Origin of the sequence: Agrobacterium sp. SORGH_AS_0440, assembly GCF_031453135.1 — a bacterium.
GTDB lineage: Bacteria > Pseudomonadota > Alphaproteobacteria > Rhizobiales > Rhizobiaceae > Agrobacterium > Agrobacterium pusense.
Map to the genome: position 1 here is coordinate 547,503 of NZ_JAVIYR010000001.1, position 21,875 is coordinate 569,377.

Sequence of the window (21,875 nt, forward strand, 5' to 3'; positions counted from 1 at the left end):
CACGTGTGAAAGCGCCGCCGTGAGCATTGCCTCACAGGGTCAGCCTCCTAGGAGATTTATGTTTCAGCCGTGTGTCTGAGAAACCTGCTCGAGCTCGTAAAGCACCCCGCCCATATCTTTCGGATGCAGGAAAAGAACGGGATTGCCGTGCGCGCCGATCTTTGGCGTGCCATCGCCGAGAATACGGACGCCTTTTTGAATGAGGTCGTCGCGCGCCGCCAGTATATCCGGCACCTCGAAGCAGAGATGATGTGTGCCGCCGCCCGGATTGCGTTCAAGAAAAGTGGCAATCGGCGAGTTTTCCCCGAGCGGGTGAAGAAGTTCGATCTTGGTGTTATCAGCCTGAATGAAAACAACCGTCACGCCATGTTCAGGCAGGGCTTGTGGTTCCGAAACCGCCGCGCCAAGCGCCCTGTAACGGGCAATGGCGGCATCGAGGTCGGGTACCGCGATGGCGACGTGATTCAATCTTCCGAACATGGCCGCCTTCCCTCACACGTTCCGCCTGATGCCTTCGAGCAGGTCGAGCACCTTGTTGGCCGCATCCATGACATTGGTACCGGGGCCGAAGATGGCCGAGACTCCGTGGTCGAGCAGGAACTGATAATCCTGGCGCGGAATGACCCCACCGACAACAACGATGACGTCTTGCGCGCCTTTCTGTTTCAGCGCCTCGACCAGCTGCGGCGCAAGCGTCTTGTGCCCTGCGGCGAGCGACGACATGCCGACCACATGCACCTTGTTCTCAACGGCAAGCTCGGCCGCCTCCGCCGGTGTCTGGAACAGGGGACCGGCCAACACATCGAAACCAATATCGCCGAAGGCAGACGCAATGACCTTTGCACCACGATCATGCCCATCCTGTCCCAGCTTGGCGACCATGATGCGCGGTTTGGTGCCGATCCTTTCGGCAACGCCGGAGAGCCGGGTGGCAAGCGTGGCCAGCTCCGGTTCATCCTTGTAGGCCTCGCCGTATATATCGCTCACCACTTCAGGCACGGCGGCGTGGTCGCCAAAGGCAACGCGCAGCGCATCGGAAATCTCTCCCACCGTAGCGCGTGCACGGGCCGCGACGACGGCGGCTTCGAGAATATTGCCCTTGCCGCTGCGGGCCACCTCCGAGAGCGCCTGCAGAGCGGCCGTCACGTCCTTGCCATCGCGGCGACGGCGCGTGTCTTCGATGCGGCGGATTTGCGCGGCCCGCACGGCGGCGTTATCGATATCGAGAACATCGATATCCTCTTCATTTTCGAGACGATAGCGGTTGACGCCGACGATCACCTCCTCGCCCTTGTCCACCGCCGCCTGCCGGCGTGTCGCGGCCTCTTCGATCAGCCGTTTCGGCAGGCCTTCCGCCACGGCCTTTGTCATGCCGCCAAGCGTCTCGACCTCCTCGATCAGCGCCCAGGCCTTCTCGGCCAGCTCATTCGTCAGGCTTTCCACATAATAGGAACCGGCCAGCGGATCGACGACCCTGGTGACGCCGGTTTCGTGCTGGAGGATAAGCTGGGTATTGCGGGCAATGCGGGCGGAGAATTCCGTCGGCAGCGCAATCGCCTCATCAAAGGAATTGGTGTGCAGTGATTGCGTGCCGCCGAGCACGGCGGACATGGCCTCGAAGGCAGTGCGGACGATGTTGTTATAGGGGTCCTGCTCCTGGAGCGACACGCCCGATGTCTGGCAATGGGTGCGCAGCATCAGCGACGACGCCTTTTGCGGTTTGAATTCCTCCATGATGCGTGACCAGAGCAGGCGCGCGGCGCGCAGCTTGGCCGCCTCCATGAAGAAATTCATGCCGATGGCGAAAAAGAACGACAGGCGGCCGGCAAAATCGTCAACATTCAGCCCCTTGGCCAGCGCCGCCCGCACATATTCACGGCCATCCGCGAGTGTGAAGGCAAGCTCCTGCACCAGCGTCGCCCCGGCCTCCTGCATATGATAGCCGGATATCGAGATGGAATTGAATTTCGGCATCTCCCTCGCCGTATATTCGATGATGTCGGCGATGATCCGCATCGAGGGTTCGGGCGGATAGATATAGGTGTTGCGGACCATGAACTCCTTTAGGATGTCGTTCTGGACGGTACCGGAAAGCGCTGCACGCGGCACGCCCTGTTCCTCCCCAGCGACGATAAAATTGGCAAGAACGGGGATGACCGCGCCATTCATCGTCATGGACACCGAGACCTTGTCGAGCGGGATGCCGTCGAACAGGATTTTCATGTCCTCGACGCTATCGATCGCCACGCCCGCCTTGCCGACATCGCCCTCCACGCGCGGATGGTCGCTGTCATAACCGCGATGGGTAGCGAGATCGAAGGCGACGGAAACGCCCTGCTGACCGGCAGCCAGCGCCTTGCGGTAAAAGGCATTCGAGGCTTCCGCGGTGGAGAAACCGGCATATTGGCGGATGGTCCAGGGCCGTCCCGCATACATGGTGGCGCGCGGGCCGCGGGTGAAAGGCGCAAATCCCGGCAGGCTGTTCAGATGGGAAACATGTTGCAGGTCGTCGGCCGTATAGAGCGGCTTGACCTCGATACCCTCAGGGGTGTGCCAGACGAGTGTGTCCGGTGAGCGCTTGAGCTCCTTTTCAGCAAGGTGAAGCCAATCCCGCACCGTTTTTTCACCCGACATGCATCTCTCCCCGTTTGCATTTCGCTCTGGCATTCCAGCGGGAGATCAAGGCAGATTCGCCCGGCCCGTCCGCAGGTCCGACCCCGTAAACCGCTCCGGCCGGTATCCGTTCCGGAAAAACCGGCAGCGACCTTCACTCGAACTCGAGAATAACCTCATCCACAGCGAGACTATCGCCGGGTTTCGCCGCCACTCTCGCAACACGACCGCGTTTTTCGGCACGCAGGATGTTTTCCATCTTCATGGCTTCCACCGTCGCCAGTGCCTGCCCGGCCTCTACCTCGTCACCCTCACCCACCGAAATACCGGTGATGACCCCCGGCATGGGGCAGAGCAGCAGTTTCGACGTATCCGGCGGCAGTTTTTCCGGCATCAGCAGCGCCAGTTCCGCCACGCGCGGGCTGCGCACGCGGGCGAGAACATCCATGCCACCCCAGCGCAGACGAACCGCTGCGCCTGCAAGATCGACCTTGACGGCAATGACCTCGCCCGCCACCGTAAACAGGCCAAGGCTTTGACCGGGAAGCCAGCCGGTATCGATGGTGAGCGCTGTCCCGTCTTCAAAACGGACCGCCGCGCCATCCGCACCGGTTTCAATGCTGAGCCGCTGGCGAAACGCACCAAACGAAACCATCCAGTCTTGCCCGATAATGCGGCGATGATTGCCGATGGTACCGGAAATTTCCACCGCTCGGTTCTGCACACGCTGATTGATGATAGCGGCAATGGCAGAAAGCCTGCGTGCTGCGGCTTCATCCGGCTCGACGCCGGAGAAGCCTTCCGGAAACTCTTCCGCGATGAAGCCCGTCGTGAGCCTGCCAGAGCGAAAGCGCTCATGCTGCATGACGGCCGACAGGAAGGGCAGATTGTGGCCCGATGCCCTCGAGTTCGAAACGGTCGAGCGCCCGCCCCATGGCATCGATGGCCGTTTCGCGATCCTTGCCCCAGCTGCACAGCTTGGCGATCATCGGATCGTAATACATCGAAATCTCGCCGCCTTCGAAAACACCGGTATCGTTGCGGATGACGGTGCCACCCTCCTGCCTGCCCTCTTCCGGTGGACGATAACGCGTCAGCCGGCCGATGGAGGGCAGGAAGTTGCGATAGGGATCCTCGGCATAAAGCCGGCTTTCGATCGCCCAACCGTTCAGCTTCACATGCGCCTGTCCGAAGGACAGTTTTTCACCTGACGCCACACGGATCATCTGTTCTACCAGATCGATGCCGGTAATCAGTTCCGTTACCGGATGTTCCACCTGCAGACGGGTGTTCATTTCGAGAAAATAAAAGTTGCGGTCGCCATCAACAATGAATTCCACCGTGCCGGCGGAGTGGTAACCGACCGCTCTCGCCAGCGCCACGGCCTGCTCGCCCATGGCATGCCGAGTCGCCTCGTCCAGAAACGGCGACGGCGCTTCCTCGATGACCTTCTGGTTACGCCGCTGGATAGAGCATTCGCGCTCCCCGAGATAAAGGATATTACCGTGCCTGTCGCCCAGCACCTGAATTTCAATATGGCGCGGCTGGGTGACGAATTTTTCGATGAAGATGCGATCGTCACCAAAAGAGGATTTCGCCTCGTTTTTCGAGGACTGGAAACCCTCGCGCGCCTCAGCGTCGTTGAAGGCGATGCGCATGCCCTTGCCGCCACCGCCGGCAGACGCCTTGATCATGACCGGATAACCGATCTGCGAGGCGATCTTCACCGCCTCATCCGCATCCTCGACCAGCCCCATATGGCCGGGTACGGTGGAAACGCCGGCTTTCGCAGCCAGTTTCTTCGACGTGATCTTGTCACCCATGGCCTCGATCGCGCCGACGGGCGGACCGATAAAAACGACACCCGCCTTTTCCAGCGCCTGCGCAAAGGCAGCGTTTTCCGACAGGAATCCGTAGCCCGGATGGACCGCATCCGCTCCGGTCTTCTTGATCGCCTCAAGGATCTTGTCGAGGACGATATAGGACTGTGACGAGGGCGCCGGGCCGATATGAACGGCTTCATCTGCCTGTCTCACATGCAGCGCATTGGCATCGGCATCCGAATAGACCGCAACGGTGGCGATGCCCATCTTCTTCGCCGTCTTGATGACCCGGCAGGCAATCTCGCCGCGATTGGCGATAAGGATTTTCTTGATCATGCGGTTGTTGCCCTCTCCCTCAGCACAAACCCTTAAACAGCCCTCAAATCTCGAAAAAATTCTCGAAGGATTCCGGGAAATTCTGCCGGGCGACGCGTTCGTCTATGACGAGCATTGCCTGATAGGAAACAGGGTCGAAATTTTTCTCCGCAGGTACGACCTCGCGGCCGAAAAGCAGGTTGAGGCGGGCGGCGTCGAGATTGCCGCGCTCGAAGGGCTCGGCACCGAAATGGTGCCAGAGCGAGTGCAGAAAGGCGGCATCGATGCGATGCTCCTTGGTGTCGTTGCGCGCCCGGCGGGGTATCATCTTGATCGGTGTTACCCCTTTGGGATTGGCGCGGCGGATGGTGAACTGGACGCCCGTGCTCGGCATACCGGAAGGAAATCCCTTGTGTTTGGTCATTTCGGGCAGGTTCGCCATCTTTAGTCCTTCTTGTATCTGTTACGCCTTGCCGATCTTGTCCTGTGTCTTCGTGTCGAAGTCGGAGGCATCGTGGCGTTCATGTAATTGTTCAGACGGATCGCCGGAGGTCTTGTTGACGATCACGCCGCGTTTTACAGCAGGGCGTTCGCCGATTTCCAGCGTCCAGCGCATGACGTTCTTATAACCGTCTGCTTCAAGGAAAGCACCCGCATCGCCATATGCCTGGCCAAGCGCGATCTTGCCATACCACGGCCACACCGCCATGTCGGCAATCGTGTATTCCGAACCGGCGAGATAACGGTTTTCGGCGAGATGGCGATCCAGCACGTCGAGCTGGCGTTTGACTTCCATGGCGTAACGATCGATGGCGTATTTGATCTTGATCGGCGCATAGGCATAAAAATGGCCGAAACCACCGCCAAGGAAGGGGGCGGAGCCCATCTGCCAGAACAGCCAGTTCAGCGCCTGCGTGCGGGCATTGCCCTCCCTCGGCAGGAAGGCGCCGAATTTTTCAGCGAGGTAAACGAGGATGGAGCCGCTTTCGAAAACGCGCGTCGGCTCAGGCGTCGAATGATCCATCAGCGCCGGGATCTTTGAATTCGGATTGACGCCGACGAAACCGGAACCGAACTGGTCGCCTTCGCCGATCTTGATCAGCCAGGCATCGTATTCGGCGCCCTTGTGGCCGGCAGCAAGCAATTCTTCCAGCATGATGGTGACCTTCTGGCCATTCGGCGTCGCCAGCGAATAAAGCTGCAGCGGATGCTTTCCGACGGGAAGTTCCTTTTCATGGGTGGGACCGGCGACCGGCCGGTTGATATTGGCGAACTGGCCGCCATTGCCCCTGTCCCAGGTCCAGACCTTGGGCACTTCATACCCGGCGGGGAAATTATCTGCTGAGGATTTTTCGGCCATGAAAATGTGTCCTTGTGCGTTTCAAGAGGACATCCGGACATCCGGGCGCCTGAACATCCATATAGTAAGGTGGCCGAAGCATTTTTCCAGCCCTTCAGCAGATCAGAGCGGAATGGTGTCGTGTTTCTTCCAGCGGGTTTCCACGCTCTTGTTGCGCAGCGACGCAAACGCGCGGGCGATGCGGCGGCGCGAGGAATGCGGCATGATGACCTCATCGATAAATCCGCGCTCCGCCGCGACGAAGGGATTGGCGAAACGCTCCTCATACTCTCTTGTGCGCGCAGCGATCTTCTCGGGATCGGCAAGCTCCGAACGATAGAGGATTTCCGCCGCGCCCTTGGCACCCATCACGGCAATTTCGGCCGTTGGCCAGGCGTAGTTGACGTCCGCCCCGATATGTTTGGAGGCCATCACGTCGTAAGCCCCGCCATAGGCCTTGCGGGTGATCAGCGTCACCATCGGCACTGTCGCCTCCGAATAGGCGAAGAGAAGTTTTGCGCCGTGCTTGATGACGCCGCCATATTCCTGGGCCGTGCCTGGCAGGAAACCCGGCACATCCACCAGCGTCAGCAACGGAATGTTGAAGGCGTCGCAGAAGCGCACGAAGCGGGCGGCCTTGCGCGAACTGTCGATATCGAGGCAGCCGGCCAGCACCATCGGCTGGTTGGCGACGACGCCGACCGTCTGGCCTTCGAGACGGATGAAGCCGGTGATGATGTTTCGGGCAAAGGCCTCCTGCAATTCGAAGAAATCGCCCTCGTCGGCCAGCGCGTGGATCAGCTCCTTCATATCATAGGGCTTGTTGGAACTGTCGGGGATCAGCGTATCGAGCCGCGCTTCCAGGCGCGCCGGATCGTCGTGGAACGGCCGCACCGGCGGCTTTTCGCGATTGTTGAGCGGCAGGAAATCAAAGAGCAGCCGCACATGTTCCAGCGTCTCGATGTCGTTTTCGTAAGCGCCATCGGCAACGGACGATTTTTTGGTATGGGTGGAGGCCCCGCCCAGTTCTTCGGCCGTGACAATCTCGTTCGTCACCGTCTTCACCACATCCGGCCCCGTCACGAACATGTAGGAGGTGTCACGCACCATGAAGATGAAATCGGTCATGGCAGGCGAATAAACCGCACCGCCCGCACATGGCCCCATGATGACGGAGATCTGTGGCACGACGCCGGAGGCGACGACATTACGCTTGAAGACATCGGCATAACCGCCAAGCGAGGCCACGCCTTCCTGAATACGCGCGCCGCCACTGTCGTTGAGGCCGATAACAGGCGCGCCGTTACGCACCGCCATATCCATGATCTTGCAGATTTTCTGCGCATGGGTCTCGGATAGCGAACCGCCGAGCACGGTGAAATCCTGGGAAAACACATAGACCTGCCGGCCATTGATGGTGCCCCACCCGGTCACGACGCCGTCGCCCGCGATCTTCTGACCCGCCATGCCGAAATCCACCGCCCGGTGGGTGACATACATGTCGTATTCTTCGAAGGAACCCTGATCCAAGAGCACGTCGATGCGCTCGCGCGCCGTCAGCTTGCCCTTTGCGTGCTGCGCCTCGATGCGCTTGACGCCGCCACCGAGCCGAGCCTCTTCCCGCCGCGTTTCCAACTGCTCCAGAATGCCGGGCATGTATCCTCCATGCGTTATGCCACGATCAATAACCCAGAAAATACTCTGCCAGAAGCCTTGATCGTGCGCGTATGCGTGCCATAAATATTTGCAATATTTAATTTTGCAAAGTTGCAACATGGCGACGGAAAAACTCTTCATCGGCCGCAAGGTGCGCGGCCTTCGCGAAAATGCCCGCGCCACGCAGGCGCAATTTGCCGAACGGCTGGGCATCTCCGCGAGCTATTTGAACCAGATCGAAAACAACCAGCGCCCCGTTTCGGCCAGCGTTCTGGTGACGCTGGTGGAAAAATTCCAGCTCGACATGGCGGAACTGGCGACAGGCGAAAGCGACCGGCTGGTTTCAGCCCTGCGCGAGGCGCTGAAGGACCCGCTGTTCATGAATTATGAACCGGGGCTTCAGGAGTTGAAGCTGATTGCCCAGAACGCACCTGGTTTTGCCCATGCGCTGCTGCGGGCCCATCAGGCCTATCGCCAGAACAGCGAACAGCTGGTGCAACTGGATGACCGCTTAGGCCGCGGCACCGCACAGGTTGAAAGAACCCCCTATGAGGAGGTCCGCGATTTCTTTCACTTCGTCGACAATTACGTTGCCGAGATTGATCTTCTGGCCGAGGAGCTGGCGCAGGAACTGGAGATCGAGGGAGGCGAGACCGACAGCATTCTGTCAGCGCATCTCAGGAACCGTTACGGCATCCATATCACAAGAACCGCGGCGGCAGGCGGGCTGATCCGGCATTTCGATCCTGTCGGCAAAACGCTCGCCCTCAGTTCCTACATGGCCGCATCCACCCGCTGTTTTCAGCTCGCGTTGCAGATCGCCCAGCTTCACGCCGGCCCGACGGTGGACAGGGTGCTGGCCGGCGCCGGTTTCCGCAACACGGAAGCGGCCGAAATCTGTCGTATCGGACTGCACAATTATTTTGCCGCAGCGCTCATCCTGCCCTATGGGCAATTTCACCGGGCGGCACAGGAACTGCGCCATGATCTCGAACTTCTCGCCGTGCGTTTTGGCGCGAGCCTTGAGCAGGTGGCCCACCGTCTGAGCACCCTGCAGCGCCCGGGCATGAAAGGCGTACCGATCTTTTTCGCCAAGATCGACCGCGCCGGCAACATCACCAAACGCCACAGCGCCACGCGGCTGCAATTTGCCCGGTTTGGCGCGGCCTGTCCGCTGTGGAATATCCATCAGGCTTTCGAAAGCTCCGACAGGATCGTGCGGCAGCTGGCGGAAACACCTGACGGCGTGCGCTATCTCTCCATCGCCACCCAGATCGAAAAGGCCGGCGCCGGTTTCAATACGGAAAGGCCGCGTTACGCCATCGCACTCGGCTGCGAGATTTCCCATGCGCAAAATTTCGTCTACGCCGACACGCTCGATCTCGGCAATGCGGCTTCCTTCAAACCGATCGGCATTTCCTGTCGGGTGTGCGAAAGGGTGGATTGCGTGCAGCGCGCCGTGCCGCCGCTGAAACGCAAGCTGCATTTCGATCATCTTTCACGCGGCGCCCTGCCCTATCGGATTGCCGATTTTTGACCCGCTCAGGGCAGTGGCACCATCGCGCGCCGCATGATGTTGGCGTAATAACCCCAGAAAAGCCGGGCGGCGACGGAGCGCCATGGCGACCAGAGTGTCGCGCGTTCCGCGAGCCATTTCGCTTCCGGCCTGATCTCCAGATCGAGCGCATGTGCCACCGCTGATCTCAGCGCCACATCGCCAACGGGAAAAATATCCGGATGGCCTCCGCAGAACATCAGATAGACCTCTGCCGTCCATGGGCCTATGCCACGAAGCGCCACCAGTTCAGAAAGGGCTGCACTCCCCTCCTTGCGCACCACGCCGTCAAGGTCGATCTGCCCTTCGGTAACGGCGCGAGCCAGTCCTTCCAGCGTCGTCGCCTTGGCGCGCGAAAGGCCGAAAGTAGCCCGCAATTCCTCCGGTGCGCCGAGATAGTTTTCCGCCGTGACCGCGCCGCCCGTCCCGGTGAGAATACGCGCCCATATGGCAGTGGCGCTGGCGCGCGACACCATCTGCGAGACGACGATATGAGCAAGGCCGGCAAAGCCGGGCTCGTGGATGCGCAGTTCCAGCGGACCGGCTATCTCAATGACAGGGCCAAGTGCGGGGTCGAGGCGGGCGAGATGCTCCAGCCCTTCGCTGATGTCATCCATCCCGGTGATGATTTTCATGTCGGTCATTCCATATGCCGCCAGCCCGCTGGCGGGGTGCATTAAAACATGGCAGAAGAAACCATGCCTTCATCCATCCGTCAAAAACCGGTTTACCGTTTCGCGCCAAGCCCCAACGGCCCGCTGCATCTCGGCCATGCGCTTTCCGCATTCCTGAACCATGACATGGCGCTGAAAAATGGCGGCCGCTTTCTGCTGCGTATAGAGGATATAGACCAGACGCGCTGCACGCCGCAGCTGGAGCAGGCGATCTATGATGATCTCGGCTGGCTGGAACTCTCTTGGGAAGAGCCAGTGCGGCGACAATCGGAGCATTTCGATGAGTACCGGATGGCGCTGCACAAGCTGATCGAGGCGGATCTTGCCTATCCCGCCTTTCTCAGCCGTGGCGAAGCCAGGGCCATTGTCGGTGCCTTCGAAGCGGAAGGCGGGACATGGCCGCGCGATCCTGACGGAGCGCCGCTCTATCCGTCCGTCGACCGCGAGAGGCCGAAGGCGGAACGGGCGGCCCTGCTCGCATCCGGCCGGCAACACGCCTGGCGGCTCGACATGGACAAGGCGATCCGCGCCGCCCGCACCCCCCTGTTCTGGCAGGAGAGCGGCGACGGGGTGACGGGGCAGATCGAGGCCCTGCCCGCGCTCTGGGGCGATGTGGTGCTGTCGCGTTCCGACGCGCCTTCGAGCTATCATCTTTCCGTTGTGGTTGACGATGCACTGCAGGGGATCACCCATGTGGTGCGCGGCATGGATCTCTTCCATGCCACCGCCATCCACCGGCTGCTGCAGCAGCTGCTGGACCTACCGCAGCCCGCTTATCATCATCACCGGCTGATTCTGGGCACGGACGGGCGCAAGCTTTCGAAAAGCGAAGGCAGTACCGGGCTTTCCGCCCTTCGCGCCGAAGGAGCGACGCCCTCAGATATCCGCCGGCTTGTCGGCCTCCTCTAGCGCCTGCCCGCGGCGCGCGCCATGGCCGCCGATGTTACGGCGGATGATCTGCCGGACCTTGTATTTCATCAACGCGGCATTCACCTCCGCGCCGAGCATGAAGATGACGCCGACCATATAAAGGAACACCAGAACCACCATGACGGAGGCGAGACCGGCATAGGTGGCGGCATAATTGGCGAAGGTGGAGAGATAATAGGCGAAGATAGCCGCGCCGATGACCCAGAATATCATCGTCAGCAAAATACCCGGCCAGACATCCCAGATGCGGCGCTTGCCTGCGGGTAGCCACAGATGCGCCGCCACCAGCCCCGCCGTCAGCACCACGATGGTGCCATAAAGACCGAGGCTGGAGATGGTGTTCAGCACATCCGTCAGCCACGGAAACCGCCGTTCGGCGAAGGACATGGCGACCGGCACGGCGACGAGCACGGTGCTGATGCCGGCAAAGACCACAACGGCAATCAGGACATAAAGCAGGCTGAGCAGGCGGGTCACATACCACCAGCGCGTTTCCGTGACGCGATAGGCGCGGTTCAGCGAAATGCGCAGCGCCTCGACACCGTTCGAGGCGAAGTATGCGGCCGCCAGTACCGAAATCGTCAGCAGGCCGCCGCGCGGGATGGTGAGAACCTGCTGCACCTGAGCTGCCAGCGGACCGGCAATTGCTTCCGGCCAGGTGTCGAAAATCAGATGCACCGCCGTTTCTGAGAACTGGTCGGCGCCCAGAAAACCGGCCAGCGCCGTGCCGAAGATCAGGAACGGAAACAGCGCCAGCAGGATGGACAGCGCCATGTGGCTCGCCATCGCCCAGCCGTCATCCTCGGCGAAATGGGAATAGGCATCGAAGGCAACCTTGCCTGCCAGGCGCACTGCGGCAACCATGTCGCCTCCATTCATCGGCATTTCATTTGTAACTTCGCCCCGAATATGGGAAATCAGCTTCGTTTTGTACAGCGCGCAAGCTGACCTTTCGGTTCCCAAAGGACACGGATTTCGCGCGATTGAATTTTAACGGGCCGGGTAATCGGACCAGAGCGACAGTCGGTTTCCCGGAGCGGCAAATGTCTGAAAAACCCGTCATCATCATCACCGGATGTTCCTCGGGGATCGGCGCCTATTGCGCCGGCGCGCTCCACCGGGACGGCTGGCGGGTCTTTGCCACCGTGCGGCGCATCGCTGACATGGCAGCCCTCGAAAATCAGGGCATAGAAACCCTGATCATGGATTACACAAAGCCCGAAACCATCGCCGCGCTGGTGGACACCGTCTCCGCCCGCACCGGCGGCCGCATCGATGCGCTTTTCAACAATGGTGCCTATGGCCAGCCGGGCGCGGTGGAGGACCTGCCAGTCGAAGCGCTGAGAGCCCAGTTCGAAACCAATGTCTTCGGCTGGCACGATCTGACGCGGCGGGTCATTCCCTTTATGCGGGCGCGTGGTGCGGGCCGCATCGTGCATTGCTCGTCCATTCTCGGGCTCGTGCCCTATCGCTATCGCGGCGCCTACACCGCTTCGAAATTCGCGCTTGAGGGGCTGGGCGTCACCCTGCGCATGGAGCTTCAGGACAGCGGTATCCATGTCAGTCTGATCGAACCCGGCCCGATCACGTCGAAATTCACCGCGACGGCGCTTGCTCATATCAATGAGCATATCGATCTCGAAAATTCGGCCCATGCGGCAGAATATAAACGCCAGCTGGCGCGTATGGATGGTTCCGGCCCCGTCAACCGTCACAAGCTCGGCCCGGATGCCGTTTATGCCGTGCTGAAACACGCCCTGACGGCTGCAAGGCCGAAACCACATTATCCCGTTACTGTTCCGGCCAAACAGGGGCTTATGCTGAAACGGCTCTTGCCTGCCGGACTTTTCTATCGTCTGCTGCGCAGATTCGATTGAGGAGGAGTAATACCGCATGTCCGGCTTCACCACCGTTCTGGCCCTTATCGTCATGGGGCTTGTCGTCATCGTGTTGATACGCGGCCTCTTCAACATGCTGAAGGGACAGGACGCCAACCGGTCCAACAAGCTGATGCAGCTTCGCCTGCTTCTGCAGGCCATTGCCATCGCTCTGATCATGCTCACCCTCTGGCTCACCGGAGGCGGCCGCTGACATGGTGAAACTGAACAAGATCTACACCCGCACCGGCGACAAGGGCACGACGGCGCTGGTTTCCGGCCCGCGCCGACCGAAGCACGATCTGCGCGTCGAAGCCTACGGCACGGTGGACGAGACCAATTCGGCCATCGGTGTCGCGCGGCTTCACACGGCCGGGCTGGAAAAGCTGGATGCCATGCTTTTCCGCATCCAGAACGATCTTTTCGACCTCGGCGCCGATCTTGCCACGCCTGACGATGGCGAACCGCTGCCTTACGAACCGTTGCGTATAGTCGAAAGCCAGGTCACACGGCTGGAAAGCGAAATCGACGACCTCAACGCCACCCTCGAACCGTTGACGTCGTTCGTGCTGCCGGGCGGCAGCGCCGCGGCGGCAAATCTGCATTTGGCACGCACGGTTTGCCGGCGCGCAGAAAGGCTGATGGTGGAGCTTTCCGTCACCGAGAATGAGATCGTCAGCCCGGCCGCCATCAAATATGCCAATCGCCTCTCCGACTTCCTGTTTGTCGCGGCCCGTTTCGCCAATGATGCCGGCAAGGCCGACATATTGTGGGTTCCGGGCAAGAACCGCTAAGGCGTTTCAACGACGCAACCAAAAGGCGTTCGATGTTCATACCGCTGCACGATGCGAATTCCCTCAAGCATATCCGGCTGCAATATGTCACCATCGGCCTGATCGTGGTCAACGTGCTGGTCTGGCTGTTTACCGGCGTGCTGGCCAGCGACACCGAAGCCAATGCCGCTGCCCTCGGCCTCGGCTTCATTCCCGCCGTGGTGTTCGATTACGCCTATCTGGAACCCGCCCTGCAGGTCGTGCCTGATGACCTCACCGCCATCACCTATGCCTTTCTTCATCTCGATTTCTGGCATCTGGCCGGCAACATGCTGTTTCTCTGGGTCTTCGGCGACAATGTCGAGGATGCGCTCGGCCATTTTCGTTTCCTGATCTTCTATCTCGCCTGTGCCATCGCCGGCGCGCTGTTTCACGGTTTCGTCGCACCCCACCTCGGAAGGACCACTGATCGGTGCCTCGGGTGCGGTTTCCGGCGTCGTCGCGGCCTATTTCCTGCTGCATCCAAAAGTGCGCGTCTGGGTGCTGGTCCTCATGCGCATTCCGCTTCCCCTTCCCGCCTTCATCCCCCTGGCGTTATGGATCGGCCAGCAGTTCCTGATGCTGGCGCTCGGGCTGGAAGAGAATGTCTCCTGGGGCGCGCATGTCGGCGGCATCTTGGCGGGCGCCATCATGGTAATTTTCATGCGCAGACGGGGCGTTCCCCTGTTTGATTGCACCATTGTCCCGCCGAGGGCGGCGCAGTTCAAAAATACGTCGCAAACGGCGGGGTTGTCGCAAATCGAACGCGGCTATGACGGGGGTAGATGAGACGTCACGTCAGAGATAGAGTATTTACGTTAACGTCAACGTAAGATATGCCTTGTGTGCATGCGATAATGAAGATTGCTCCGTTGTAATTGCGGGAAAAATGCTTATCCATGTCGCCAACCTGTTTTTGGAGGTCCGCTCGGCACTGCCAAGCGGACAGGAGTTTGAGGAAAGCCGCCGATGAAGATCCTTGTCCCCGTTAAACGAGTCGTCGACTACAACGTGAAGATCCGCGTGAAGGCGGATGGTTCCGGCGTTGAGCTTTCGAACGTGAAGATGTCGATGAACCCGTTCGACGAGATCTCGGTCGAAGAGGCGCTGCGCCTGAAGGAAGCCGGCAAGGCTGAAGAAGTCGTCGTCGTCTCCATTGGACCTGCCAAGGCGGAAGAAACGCTGCGCACCGCGCTTGCGATGGGTGCCGATCGCGCCATCCTGATCGAGATCGATGAAACGGTCGAGCCGCTCGCCGTCGCCAAGCTCCTGAAGGGCGTGGCCGAGGCTGAGCAGCCCGGTCTCGTCATTGTCGGCAAGCAGGCGATCGATGACGACTCGAACCAGACCGGCCAGATGCTTGCGGCCCTCCTCGGCTGGGGCCAGGGCACCTTCGCCTCAAAGGTCGTGCCTGCCGACGGCAAGGTTGCGGTGACCCGCGAAGTCGATGGCGGCCTGCAGACGGTGGAACTGAAGCTTCCCGCTGTCGTCACCACCGATCTTCGTCTGAACGAGCCGCGTTATGCCTCGCTGCCGAACATCATGAAGGCGAAAAAGAAGCCGCTCGACAAGAAGGCTCCGGCCGATTTCGGCGTCGATGTTTCGCCGCGCCTGAAGGTGTTGAAAACCGAAGAGCCGGCGGGCCGCAAGGCCGGCATCAAGGTGGGCTCGGTTGCCGAGCTGGTCGAAAAGCTCAAAGCCGACGGCGTCCTCTAAGGTTTCGGAAAAGGGAGATATTCTCATGGCCATTCTTCTTCTGGCAGAACACGACAACGCAACCCTTTCCGACCTGACGGGAAAGACCCTGACGGCGGCAACTCAGATTGGCGGCGACGTCCATGTGCTGGTCGCCGGATCCGGCGCCAGGGGCGCTGCCGACGCCGCAGCAAAACTTTCCGGTGTTTCCAAGGTGCTGCTTGCCGACGATGCATCCTATGCAAACCAGCTGGCGGAACCGCTGGCGGCGCTGATCGTTTCGCTTGCCCCGTCCTATGACGTCATCATCGCTCCTGCGACCGCCTCGGCAAAGAACGTCACGCCGCGTGTTGCTGCGCTTCTCGACGTGGCTCAGGTCTCGGAAATCATCGAAGTTGTCAGCCCGGATACCTTCAAGCGCCCGATCTATGCCGGTAATGCCATCCAGACCGTTCAGGCAACCGATGGCAAGAAGGTCATCACCGTTCGCCCGACGGCCTTTGCGGCAGCGGCAGAAGGCGGTTCGGCAGCGGTCGAGACGATCGCCGCCGCTGAAAACCCCGGCGTCTCCTCTTTCGTTTCTGATGCACTGGCCTCGTCCGACCGTCCGGAACTGACCTCCGCCAAGATCATCATCTCGGGTGGCCGTGCTCTCGGTTCTTCGGAAAAATTCAAGGAAGTCATCCTTCCTGTCGCCGACAAGCTCGGTGCTGCCGTTGGTGCATCGCGCGCTGCCGTCGACGCCGGCTATGCGCCGAATGACTGGCAGGTGGGCCAGACCGGCAAGGTCGTCGCCCCACAGCTTTACATCGCGGCGGGCATTTCCGGTGCCATCCAGCATCTGGCCGGCATGAAGGACAGCAAGGTCATCGTCGCCATCAACAAGGACGAAGAAGCGCCGATCTTCCAGGTTGCCGATTACGGCCTTGTGGCGGACCTCTTCGAGGCATTGCCGGAACTGCAAAAGGCTCTCTGATTTCAAATAGATGATGAAGGCGGCGCGTTTTTTGAACGCGCCGCCTTCTCTTTTTCGGCGATATGCGTAACATCGCCAGCGAATTTGCACATGCAGCACATGGGAGAACAGCATATGACCGCCCCCTTTAAGAACATCGGTGTCATCGGAGCCGGTCAGATGGGGTGCGGCATCGCACATGTCTCTGCGGTTGCCGGCTACAGGGTTCATATCTACGATCTTTCCAAAGACGGCATCGAGGCCGGCCTTGCCACCATCAACGGCAATCTCGCGCGCCAGGTCACCAACGGCAAGCTTTCCGACGAGGCCCGCAAGCAGGCCCTGGCGCTCATCAGCGGTTCGACCGATGTCAACGATCTGGCACCCATGGACCTCGTCATCGAGGCTGCCACCGAGAACGAAGAGATCAAGCGCAAGATCTATGCGCAGATCTGCCCGGTCCTGAAGCCGGAGGCGCTTCTCGCCACCAACACGTCTTCACTTTCCATCACCCGGCTTGCCTCTGCCACCGACCGTCCCGAACAGTTCATGGGCATCCACTTCATGAACCCGGTGCCGGTCATGAAACTGGTGGAACTGGTGCGCGGCATCGCCACCAATGAAAAGACCTTCGATGCGGCCAAGGACTATGTGCGGACGCTCGAAAAGGCGATCACCGTCGCCGAAGATTTCCCAGCCTTCATCGTCAACCGCATCCTTCTGCCGATGATCAACGAGGCAATCTATACGCTTTATGAGGGCGTTGGCTCCGTGGAAGCCATCGACACCGCCATGCGCCTCGGCGCGAACCACCCGATGGGTCCGCTGCAGCTCGCAGACTTCATAGGCCTCGATACCTGTTTGTCGATCATGCAGGTGCTGCATGACGGCCTGTCCGACAGCAAATACCGCCCTTGCCCGCTGCTGGTCAAATATGTCGAAGCCGGCTGGCTCGGCCGTAAGTCCGGCCGCGGTTTTTATGATTACCGCGGCGAGACGCCGGTTCCGACACGATAGAACCTTCACTGTTCTTTCGTTGCTCCACCGCAGAAGGCAACCGAGCGACAATGCAATCTATACGATTATAAAGTAAGTAGACGCGCGGTGCGTGCGAACCCAAGATCATGCTGTGATTCTTTTGGGGGCTTACATGAAAATTCATATTGCAATGTCTATTGTCGCCATTCTCGCGAGCGGTTGCGTTTCGGAAAATCCGCGGGAGATTGTCAGAAGGGCTGGTTATCTCACGACGGTGCCGCCCAGCACCAGCTTTGGTCCAGGTAACATCGTCTGGAAAAAGACCAATCGATATAACGACAAAGACGATATCTCGCTTGGTTACATCTGCTCTCCGGAATATGTGACGTTCCCTGGCAGCCCTGAAAAAGGGAGGGGCGAAATCAGTGATTTCGGGCGAAAGAAGGATTTCTCCTTCAATGCAGACAATCTGCAGAAACTCGGATTTTCAAGCAGCGCGCAATATGTGAACAACCTGACAATCAGGTTCAGCAATATCGAATATCTCGAATACGGCCTCGACAAACTCGAAGCCATAGAAAAGACGCTGGGGCCGGAGTGCCGCAATATCCTTCGGAAACAACGCAAGAAGCAAAATGCACATATTGTACGTTCTGCTTTCAAGGCGGATCTGGATTACGCCATTACATATAAGGCATCAACCAGCGCCTCCATCAAAGCTGCAATATTGAAGGAAATTGAAGCCGGGTTTGGCATTACCCTTGAAGGCAATCAGGGTCGTGTCGGCCGAGGCCTTTATTACGGTGTGTCAGTGGACCCGCTATACTGAGTTCGAAAAGTCTTATCGGCAGTCATTTGACTGCCGATATCAGCGCCTTCGCATCTTCGCTATCCCACGCCGCCGGGCCGTTCATGGCGCCGAGCAGGCACCCGTTTTCGTCCAGCAGCAGGGTTGCGGGCAGACCAAAGGCAAGGCCTTCCTTTTTGAGAACGTTGAAAACGCCCATGGAACTGTCGCGATAGTGCTTCAGGGAATCGATCTTGTATTCGTCCATGAAGTCTTTCGGCTTTTCATCCCCGCCCGTATCGATGTTGACAGCCACGACTTCAAAGCCGTTACCGCCCTTTTCCTTCTCCAGCGCGTTCAGCGCCGGCATTTCTTCCCGGCAGGGCACGCACCACGTCGCCCAGAGATTGAGCAGCACCGCTTTACCCTTGAGATCGGCAAGGCTCATATCTTTCCCCTCCGGCCCTTTGAAGGAGAGCGGAATAACGCGCGGGGCGTCTGCCGCCGACATAGCCGCCACCTGGCCCTTCAGAAAGGGTTTCAGCGTCGCAATGCGGTTCGCCGCACCTTCACATAAACCGGCGTCGGCCACCGCTGCCCCTTGAACCGGGCCCTCAGACCCAATATGCCTGAACCAGACCGCGCCTGCACCGGCGAGCACACCGGCAACGGCAGCAATTGCAACCAATTTGGCGGAAGGAAGCCTGAACGGCCTTTTTTCTGTCATCGAATACTCCAGGGCATCACACATGGCTGACGGCACAGATCAGAAATCCTCCAACCAGATGTGGGGCGGGCGTTTCGCTTCCGGGCCATCTGCCATCATGGAAGAGATAAATGCCTCCATCGGCTTCGACAAGAAACTTTACGCCCAGGATATCCGCGGCTCTATGGCGCATGCCGCCATGCTGGCATCTAAAGGCATTATTTCGCCTGAAGATAAAGACAAGATCAGCGAAGGCCTGAACACGATCCTGTCAGAGATCGAATCCGGCAGCTTCGAATTCTCCCGCAAGCTCGAAGATATTCACATGAATATCGAAGCGCGGCTTGCCACCCTCATCGGCCCGGCCGCCGGCCGCCTCCATACCGCCCGCTCGCGCAACGACCAGGTGGCGCTCGATTTCCGCCTGTGGGTCAAGGAAGAATTGCAGAAGACCGAAGGCATGCTGACGGCGCTCATCGCTGCCTTCCTCGACCGCGCCGAGGAAAACGCCGATACTGTCATGCCCGGCTTCACGCATTTGCAGACGGCGCAGCCTGTCACCTTCGGCCATCATTGCATGGCCTATGTGGAAATGTTCGGCCGTGACCGCGCCCGCGTACGCCACGCCATCGAGCACATGGACGAAAGCCCGATTGGTGCGGCCGCCCTTGCCGGCACCGGCTACCCGATCGACCGACACATGACGGCCAAGGCGCTCGGTTTCCGCGAGCCGACCCGCAACTCCATCGACACCGTGTCCGACCGCGATTTCGCGCTGGAATTCCTGTCGATCGCCTCCATCTGCGCCACGCATCTGTCGCGTCTTGCCGAAGAGATCGTCATCTGGTCGACGCCGCAATTTGGTTTCATCCGCCTGTCGGACGCCTTTTCCACGGGCTCGTCGATCATGCCGCAGAAGAAGAACCCTGATGCCGCTGAGCTGGTGCGCGCCAAGACCGGCCGCATCAACGGCTCGCTGATCGCTCTCCTCACCGTGATGAAGGGTCTGCCGCTCGCCTATTCCAAGGACATGCAGGAAGACAAGGAACAGGTTTTCGACGCCGCCGAAAGCCTGGAACTGGCGATCGCCGCCATGACCGGCATGATCCGCGACCTCGAAGTACGCAAGGACCGCATGCGCGCAGCGGCGGGTTCAGGTTATTCCACCGCGACAGATCTTGCCGACTGGCTGGTGCGCGAAGCGGGACTGCCCTTCCGCGATGCTCACCATGTGACCGGCAATGCCGTGGCGCTGGCGGAAAAGAAAGGCTGCGATCTCGCCGATCTTTCGCTGGAGGAATTGCAGGCCATCCACCCCGGCATCACCGATAGCGTTTTCGATGTTCTTTCGGTGGAAGCATCGGTCGCTAGTCGCACAAGCTTCGGCGGCACGGCTCCTTCGGAGGTACGCAAACAAATCGCCTGGTGGCGCGGCCGCAACTGATAAATCTGCGTTAAGCCGCGATCACAAGAAACAGGGTGCACAAGCGCCCTGTTTTTCGTTATCAGAGATGCACATATTTCCTTTGGACAGGCCCATGCTTTCAAAATCCGTGCGCAAACTCATCGTTCCCATCGGCATGACGCTTGCCGTAAGCCTCGCTCTCAGCGCCTGCGGGCGCAAGGGCGACATCGATCCGCCGAGCACGCCGGTCGAAATGCGCAACAAGCGCGCCGCCGATGGCAGTGAGCCGAAGCCGGCAACGGCGGAACGGCCCTTCATTCTCGACAAGCTTCTCTGACGGGTAAAAAGCCGTGAACCATTTTGGCTATATCGACGGCGTGCTGCACGCCGAAAACGTGCCCGTGCCCGAGATCGCCAAGGCGGTCGGCACGCCCTTCTACGTCTATTCGACCGCAACCCTGGAGCGCCACTACAAGGTGTTCTCAGGTGCGTTTGCCGATGTGGACGCCATGGTCTGTTATGCCATGAAGGCCAATTCCAACCAGGCGGTGCTGAAGACGCTGGCAAAGCTCGGCGCCGGTATCGACGTCGTCTCCGGCGGTGAATTGCGTCGCGCTCTGGCTGCTGGCGTGCCGGCAAACCGCATCATGTTCTCCGGCGTCGGCAAGACGGTTGCGGAAATGGATTATGCGCTGGATGTGGGCATTTATTGTTTCAACATCGAATCCGAGCCGGAGCTGGAAGTCCTCAATCTGCGCGCCATCAAGGCGGGCAAGCGGGCGCATGTCTCCTTCCGCATCAACCCTGATGTGGATGCGCGCACCCACGCCAAGATTTCCACCGGCAAGAAAGAAAACAAGTTCGGCATTTCCTATGAGCGGGCGCGCGCCGTCTATGCCCATGCTGCAACCCTGCCCGGCATCGAAGTCACGGGCATCGACATGCATATCGGCAGCCAGATCACCGAGTTGCAGCCTTTCGAGGACGCCTTCCGGCTGCTGCGCGAACTGGTGGAAGCGCTTCGCGGCGATGGCCATGCGATCAGCCACGTCGATATCGGCGGCGGCCTCGGCATTCCCTACCGCGACGACAATAATCCGCCGCCTTTGCCGGATGCCTATGCGCATATCGTCAAGAACGAGTTGAAGAGCCTCGACTGCAAGATCGTCACCGAGCCCGGCCGCCTGATCGTCGGTAATGCCGGCATTCTCGTAACGGAAGTCATCTATGTGAAGGATGGCGGCGAAAAGACCTTTGTAATCGTTGACGGCGCGATGAACGACCTCATCCGTCCGACACTATATGAGGCCTATCACGGCATCCGCCCGGTGGTGCAACCGGCAGAGGATACGCCGCGCATCAAGGCCGATATCGTCGGCCCGGTCTGCGAAACCGGCGATTATCTGGCGCTGGACCGCGACATGGCCGCACCGCAACCGGGCGATCTCATCGCCGTCAGTTCCGCTGGCGCCTATGGTGCGGTGCAGGCAGGAACCTATAATTCCCGCCTGCTGGTGCCGGAAGTGCTGGTCAAGGGTGACAAATTCCATGTCATCCGCCCCCGCGGCACGTATGAAGAGCTGATCGCCCTCGATTCCGTGCCCGCCTGGCTCGACTGATCCGCTTGCAGCCGATCACAATTGAGCGAAGCTGCCTAAAAAATGGGGGTGAGGGCTTGGCTGCCCTCGTCTTCGCCACAAAGAATGTTATCCTTGCCTCTGTGATATGGAGAACTCGCCGTTCCGGGAATGGCGT

At 59.8% G+C, this 21,875-nt stretch carries 20 protein-coding genes and 2 pseudogenes; 13 read left to right on the forward strand and 9 right to left on the reverse strand.

What is annotated here, in order from left to right; genetic code table 11:
* Nucleotides 1-63: 63 nt before the first annotated feature.
* The 6 genes and pseudogenes from mce to QE453_RS02580 all read right to left on the reverse strand — a co-directional run bounded on the left by mce (nucleotide 64) and on the right by QE453_RS02580 (nucleotide 7,746).
* Nucleotides 64-480 carry a methylmalonyl-CoA epimerase gene (gene mce, locus QE453_RS02555; protein WP_107340910.1) on the reverse strand — a complete coding sequence of 139 codons (417 nt, stop codon included), beginning with the start codon at nucleotides 478-480 and terminating at the stop codon, nucleotides 64-66.
* 12 nt (nucleotides 481-492) lie between these two features.
* Complete coding sequence (scpA, locus tag QE453_RS02560; protein WP_309776321.1) at nucleotides 493-2,634, reverse strand: methylmalonyl-CoA mutase; 2,142 nt, start codon at nucleotides 2,632-2,634, stop codon at nucleotides 493-495.
* 133 nt (nucleotides 2,635-2,767) lie between these two features.
* Nucleotides 2,768-4,772, reverse strand: a pseudogene (locus QE453_RS02565) (acetyl-CoA carboxylase biotin carboxylase subunit).
* 43 nt (nucleotides 4,773-4,815) lie between these two features.
* The gene (locus QE453_RS02570) at nucleotides 4,816-5,193 is read right to left on the reverse strand and encodes a hypothetical protein (RefSeq protein WP_004445608.1); all 378 of its coding nucleotides are present in this window, start codon (nucleotides 5,191-5,193) and stop codon (nucleotides 4,816-4,818) included.
* A 21-nt stretch (nucleotides 5,194-5,214) separates the two neighbouring features.
* Nucleotides 5,215-6,111, reverse strand: coding sequence for a glutathione-dependent disulfide-bond oxidoreductase (gene yghU / locus QE453_RS02575; RefSeq protein WP_113731976.1), 897 nt, complete (start codon nucleotides 6,109-6,111; stop codon nucleotides 5,215-5,217).
* A gap of 102 nt (nucleotides 6,112-6,213) precedes the next feature.
* Nucleotides 6,214-7,746, reverse strand: a complete 1,533-nt coding sequence (locus QE453_RS02580) for an acyl-CoA carboxylase subunit beta (protein ID WP_113731977.1) — start codon at nucleotides 7,744-7,746, stop codon at nucleotides 6,214-6,216.
* A 118-nt stretch (nucleotides 7,747-7,864) separates the two neighbouring features.
* Between QE453_RS02580 and QE453_RS02585 the strand changes: the two genes are divergently transcribed.
* Nucleotides 7,865-9,283 carry a short-chain fatty acyl-CoA regulator family protein gene (locus QE453_RS02585; protein WP_113731978.1) on the forward strand — a complete coding sequence of 473 codons (1,419 nt, stop codon included), beginning with the start codon at nucleotides 7,865-7,867 and terminating at the stop codon, nucleotides 9,281-9,283.
* 5 nt (nucleotides 9,284-9,288) lie between these two features.
* On the opposite strand, the gene QE453_RS02590 is transcribed toward QE453_RS02585, so the two are convergent.
* On the reverse strand, nucleotides 9,289-9,945 hold the full coding sequence (locus QE453_RS02590; RefSeq protein ID WP_309776322.1) for a DNA-3-methyladenine glycosylase: 657 nt from the start codon (nucleotides 9,943-9,945) through the stop codon (nucleotides 9,289-9,291).
* A gap of 39 nt (nucleotides 9,946-9,984) precedes the next feature.
* On the opposite strand from QE453_RS02590, the gene gluQRS reads away from it, so the two are divergent.
* Complete coding sequence (gluQRS, locus tag QE453_RS02595) at nucleotides 9,985-10,884, forward strand: tRNA glutamyl-Q(34) synthetase GluQRS (RefSeq protein WP_309776323.1); 900 nt, start codon at nucleotides 9,985-9,987, stop codon at nucleotides 10,882-10,884.
* Here the strand turns inward: gluQRS and QE453_RS02600 are convergent.
* Nucleotides 10,852-11,769, reverse strand: a complete 918-nt coding sequence (locus tag QE453_RS02600; protein ID WP_309776916.1) for a YihY/virulence factor BrkB family protein — start codon at nucleotides 11,767-11,769, stop codon at nucleotides 10,852-10,854. The two genes, gluQRS and QE453_RS02600, sit on opposite strands and share 33 nt — an antisense overlap.
* 179 nt (nucleotides 11,770-11,948) lie before the next feature.
* Here QE453_RS02600 and QE453_RS02605 point away from each other — a divergent pair, with 179 nt between their 5' ends.
* The 8 genes and pseudogenes from QE453_RS02605 (at nucleotide 11,949) to QE453_RS02640 (ending at nucleotide 18,051) form a co-directional block, all read left to right on the forward strand.
* Complete coding sequence (locus QE453_RS02605; RefSeq protein WP_309776324.1) at nucleotides 11,949-12,782, forward strand: SDR family oxidoreductase; 834 nt, start codon at nucleotides 11,949-11,951, stop codon at nucleotides 12,780-12,782.
* Nucleotides 12,783-12,798: 16 nt separating this feature from the next.
* Nucleotides 12,799-12,996, forward strand: a complete 198-nt coding sequence (locus QE453_RS02610) for a twin transmembrane helix small protein (protein WP_004445622.1) — start codon at nucleotides 12,799-12,801, stop codon at nucleotides 12,994-12,996.
* A gap of 1 nt (nucleotide 12,997) precedes the next feature.
* Nucleotides 12,998-13,576 carry a cob(I)yrinic acid a,c-diamide adenosyltransferase gene (locus QE453_RS02615; RefSeq protein WP_022563004.1) on the forward strand — a complete coding sequence of 193 codons (579 nt, stop codon included), beginning with the start codon at nucleotides 12,998-13,000 and terminating at the stop codon, nucleotides 13,574-13,576.
* Between the two features lie 32 nt (nucleotides 13,577-13,608).
* A pseudogene (locus QE453_RS02620) lies at nucleotides 13,609-14,383 on the forward strand (rhomboid family intramembrane serine protease).
* Nucleotides 14,384-14,563: 180 nt separating this feature from the next.
* Nucleotides 14,564-15,310: an electron transfer flavoprotein subunit beta/FixA family protein gene (locus QE453_RS02625; protein WP_309776325.1), complete on the forward strand. Its 747-nt coding sequence runs from the start codon at nucleotides 14,564-14,566 to the stop codon at nucleotides 15,308-15,310.
* A 25-nt stretch (nucleotides 15,311-15,335) separates the two neighbouring features.
* Nucleotides 15,336-16,265, forward strand: coding sequence for an electron transfer flavoprotein subunit alpha/FixB family protein (locus QE453_RS02630; protein WP_309776326.1), 930 nt, complete (start codon nucleotides 15,336-15,338; stop codon nucleotides 16,263-16,265).
* 114 nt (nucleotides 16,266-16,379) lie between these two features.
* Complete coding sequence (locus tag QE453_RS02635; protein ID WP_004445632.1) at nucleotides 16,380-17,261, forward strand: 3-hydroxybutyryl-CoA dehydrogenase; 882 nt, start codon at nucleotides 16,380-16,382, stop codon at nucleotides 17,259-17,261.
* Between the two features lie 133 nt (nucleotides 17,262-17,394).
* The gene (locus QE453_RS02640) at nucleotides 17,395-18,051 is read left to right on the forward strand and encodes a hypothetical protein (RefSeq protein WP_044459165.1); all 657 of its coding nucleotides are present in this window, start codon (nucleotides 17,395-17,397) and stop codon (nucleotides 18,049-18,051) included.
* Nucleotides 18,052-18,073: 22 nt separating this feature from the next.
* On the opposite strand, the gene tlpA is transcribed toward QE453_RS02640, so the two are convergent.
* A complete protein-coding gene (gene tlpA, locus QE453_RS02645; protein WP_309776327.1) occupies nucleotides 18,074-18,736 on the reverse strand; it encodes a thiol:disulfide interchange protein TlpA in 663 nt (220 codons plus the stop codon).
* A gap of 22 nt (nucleotides 18,737-18,758) precedes the next feature.
* On the opposite strand from tlpA, the gene argH reads away from it, so the two are divergent.
* The 3 genes from argH to lysA all read left to right on the forward strand — a co-directional run bounded on the left by argH (nucleotide 18,759) and on the right by lysA (nucleotide 21,739).
* Nucleotides 18,759-20,159, forward strand: coding sequence for an argininosuccinate lyase (argH, locus tag QE453_RS02650; RefSeq protein ID WP_309776328.1), 1,401 nt, complete (start codon nucleotides 18,759-18,761; stop codon nucleotides 20,157-20,159).
* A gap of 94 nt (nucleotides 20,160-20,253) precedes the next feature.
* Nucleotides 20,254-20,457: an LPS translocon maturation chaperone LptM gene (locus QE453_RS02655; protein WP_004445637.1), complete on the forward strand. Its 204-nt coding sequence runs from the start codon at nucleotides 20,254-20,256 to the stop codon at nucleotides 20,455-20,457.
* A gap of 13 nt (nucleotides 20,458-20,470) precedes the next feature.
* On the forward strand, nucleotides 20,471-21,739 hold the full coding sequence (gene lysA, locus QE453_RS02660; protein ID WP_112554709.1) for a diaminopimelate decarboxylase: 1,269 nt from the start codon (nucleotides 20,471-20,473) through the stop codon (nucleotides 21,737-21,739).
* The last annotated feature ends 136 nt before the right edge of the window (nucleotides 21,740-21,875 follow it).

What these genes read in the sequence shown, in the direction of transcription:
- mce (WP_107340910.1), bottom strand. Translation starts at nt 480, where the DNA reads ATGTTCGGAAGATTGAATCACGTCGCCATCGCGGTACCCGACCTCGAT.
- scpA (WP_309776321.1), bottom strand. Translation starts at nt 2,634, where the DNA reads ATGTCGGGTGAAAAAACGGTGCGGGATTGGCTTCACCTTGCTGAAAAG.
- QE453_RS02570 (WP_004445608.1), bottom strand. Translation starts at nt 5,193, where the DNA reads ATGGCGAACCTGCCCGAAATGACCAAACACAAGGGATTTCCTTCCGGT.
- yghU (WP_113731976.1), bottom strand. Translation starts at nt 6,111, where the DNA reads ATGGCCGAAAAATCCTCAGCAGATAATTTCCCCGCCGGGTATGAAGTG.
- QE453_RS02580 (WP_113731977.1), bottom strand. Translation starts at nt 7,746, where the DNA reads ATGCCCGGCATTCTGGAGCAGTTGGAAACGCGGCGGGAAGAGGCTCGG.
- QE453_RS02585 (WP_113731978.1), top strand. Translation starts at nt 7,865, where the DNA reads ATGGCGACGGAAAAACTCTTCATCGGCCGCAAGGTGCGCGGCCTTCGC.
- QE453_RS02590 (WP_309776322.1), bottom strand. Translation starts at nt 9,945, where the DNA reads ATGACCGACATGAAAATCATCACCGGGATGGATGACATCAGCGAAGGG.
- gluQRS (WP_309776323.1), top strand. Translation starts at nt 9,985, where the DNA reads ATGGCAGAAGAAACCATGCCTTCATCCATCCGTCAAAAACCGGTTTAC.
- QE453_RS02600 (WP_309776916.1), bottom strand. Translation starts at nt 11,769, where the DNA reads ATGGTTGCCGCAGTGCGCCTGGCAGGCAAGGTTGCCTTCGATGCCTAT.
- QE453_RS02605 (WP_309776324.1), top strand. Translation starts at nt 11,949, where the DNA reads ATGTCTGAAAAACCCGTCATCATCATCACCGGATGTTCCTCGGGGATC.
- QE453_RS02610 (WP_004445622.1), top strand. Translation starts at nt 12,799, where the DNA reads ATGTCCGGCTTCACCACCGTTCTGGCCCTTATCGTCATGGGGCTTGTC.
- QE453_RS02615 (WP_022563004.1), top strand. Translation starts at nt 12,998, where the DNA reads ATGGTGAAACTGAACAAGATCTACACCCGCACCGGCGACAAGGGCACG.
- QE453_RS02625 (WP_309776325.1), top strand. Translation starts at nt 14,564, where the DNA reads ATGAAGATCCTTGTCCCCGTTAAACGAGTCGTCGACTACAACGTGAAG.
- QE453_RS02630 (WP_309776326.1), top strand. Translation starts at nt 15,336, where the DNA reads ATGGCCATTCTTCTTCTGGCAGAACACGACAACGCAACCCTTTCCGAC.
- QE453_RS02635 (WP_004445632.1), top strand. Translation starts at nt 16,380, where the DNA reads ATGACCGCCCCCTTTAAGAACATCGGTGTCATCGGAGCCGGTCAGATG.
- QE453_RS02640 (WP_044459165.1), top strand. Translation starts at nt 17,395, where the DNA reads ATGAAAATTCATATTGCAATGTCTATTGTCGCCATTCTCGCGAGCGGT.
- tlpA (WP_309776327.1), bottom strand. Translation starts at nt 18,736, where the DNA reads ATGACAGAAAAAAGGCCGTTCAGGCTTCCTTCCGCCAAATTGGTTGCA.
- argH (WP_309776328.1), top strand. Translation starts at nt 18,759, where the DNA reads ATGGCTGACGGCACAGATCAGAAATCCTCCAACCAGATGTGGGGCGGG.
- QE453_RS02655 (WP_004445637.1), top strand. Translation starts at nt 20,254, where the DNA reads ATGCTTTCAAAATCCGTGCGCAAACTCATCGTTCCCATCGGCATGACG.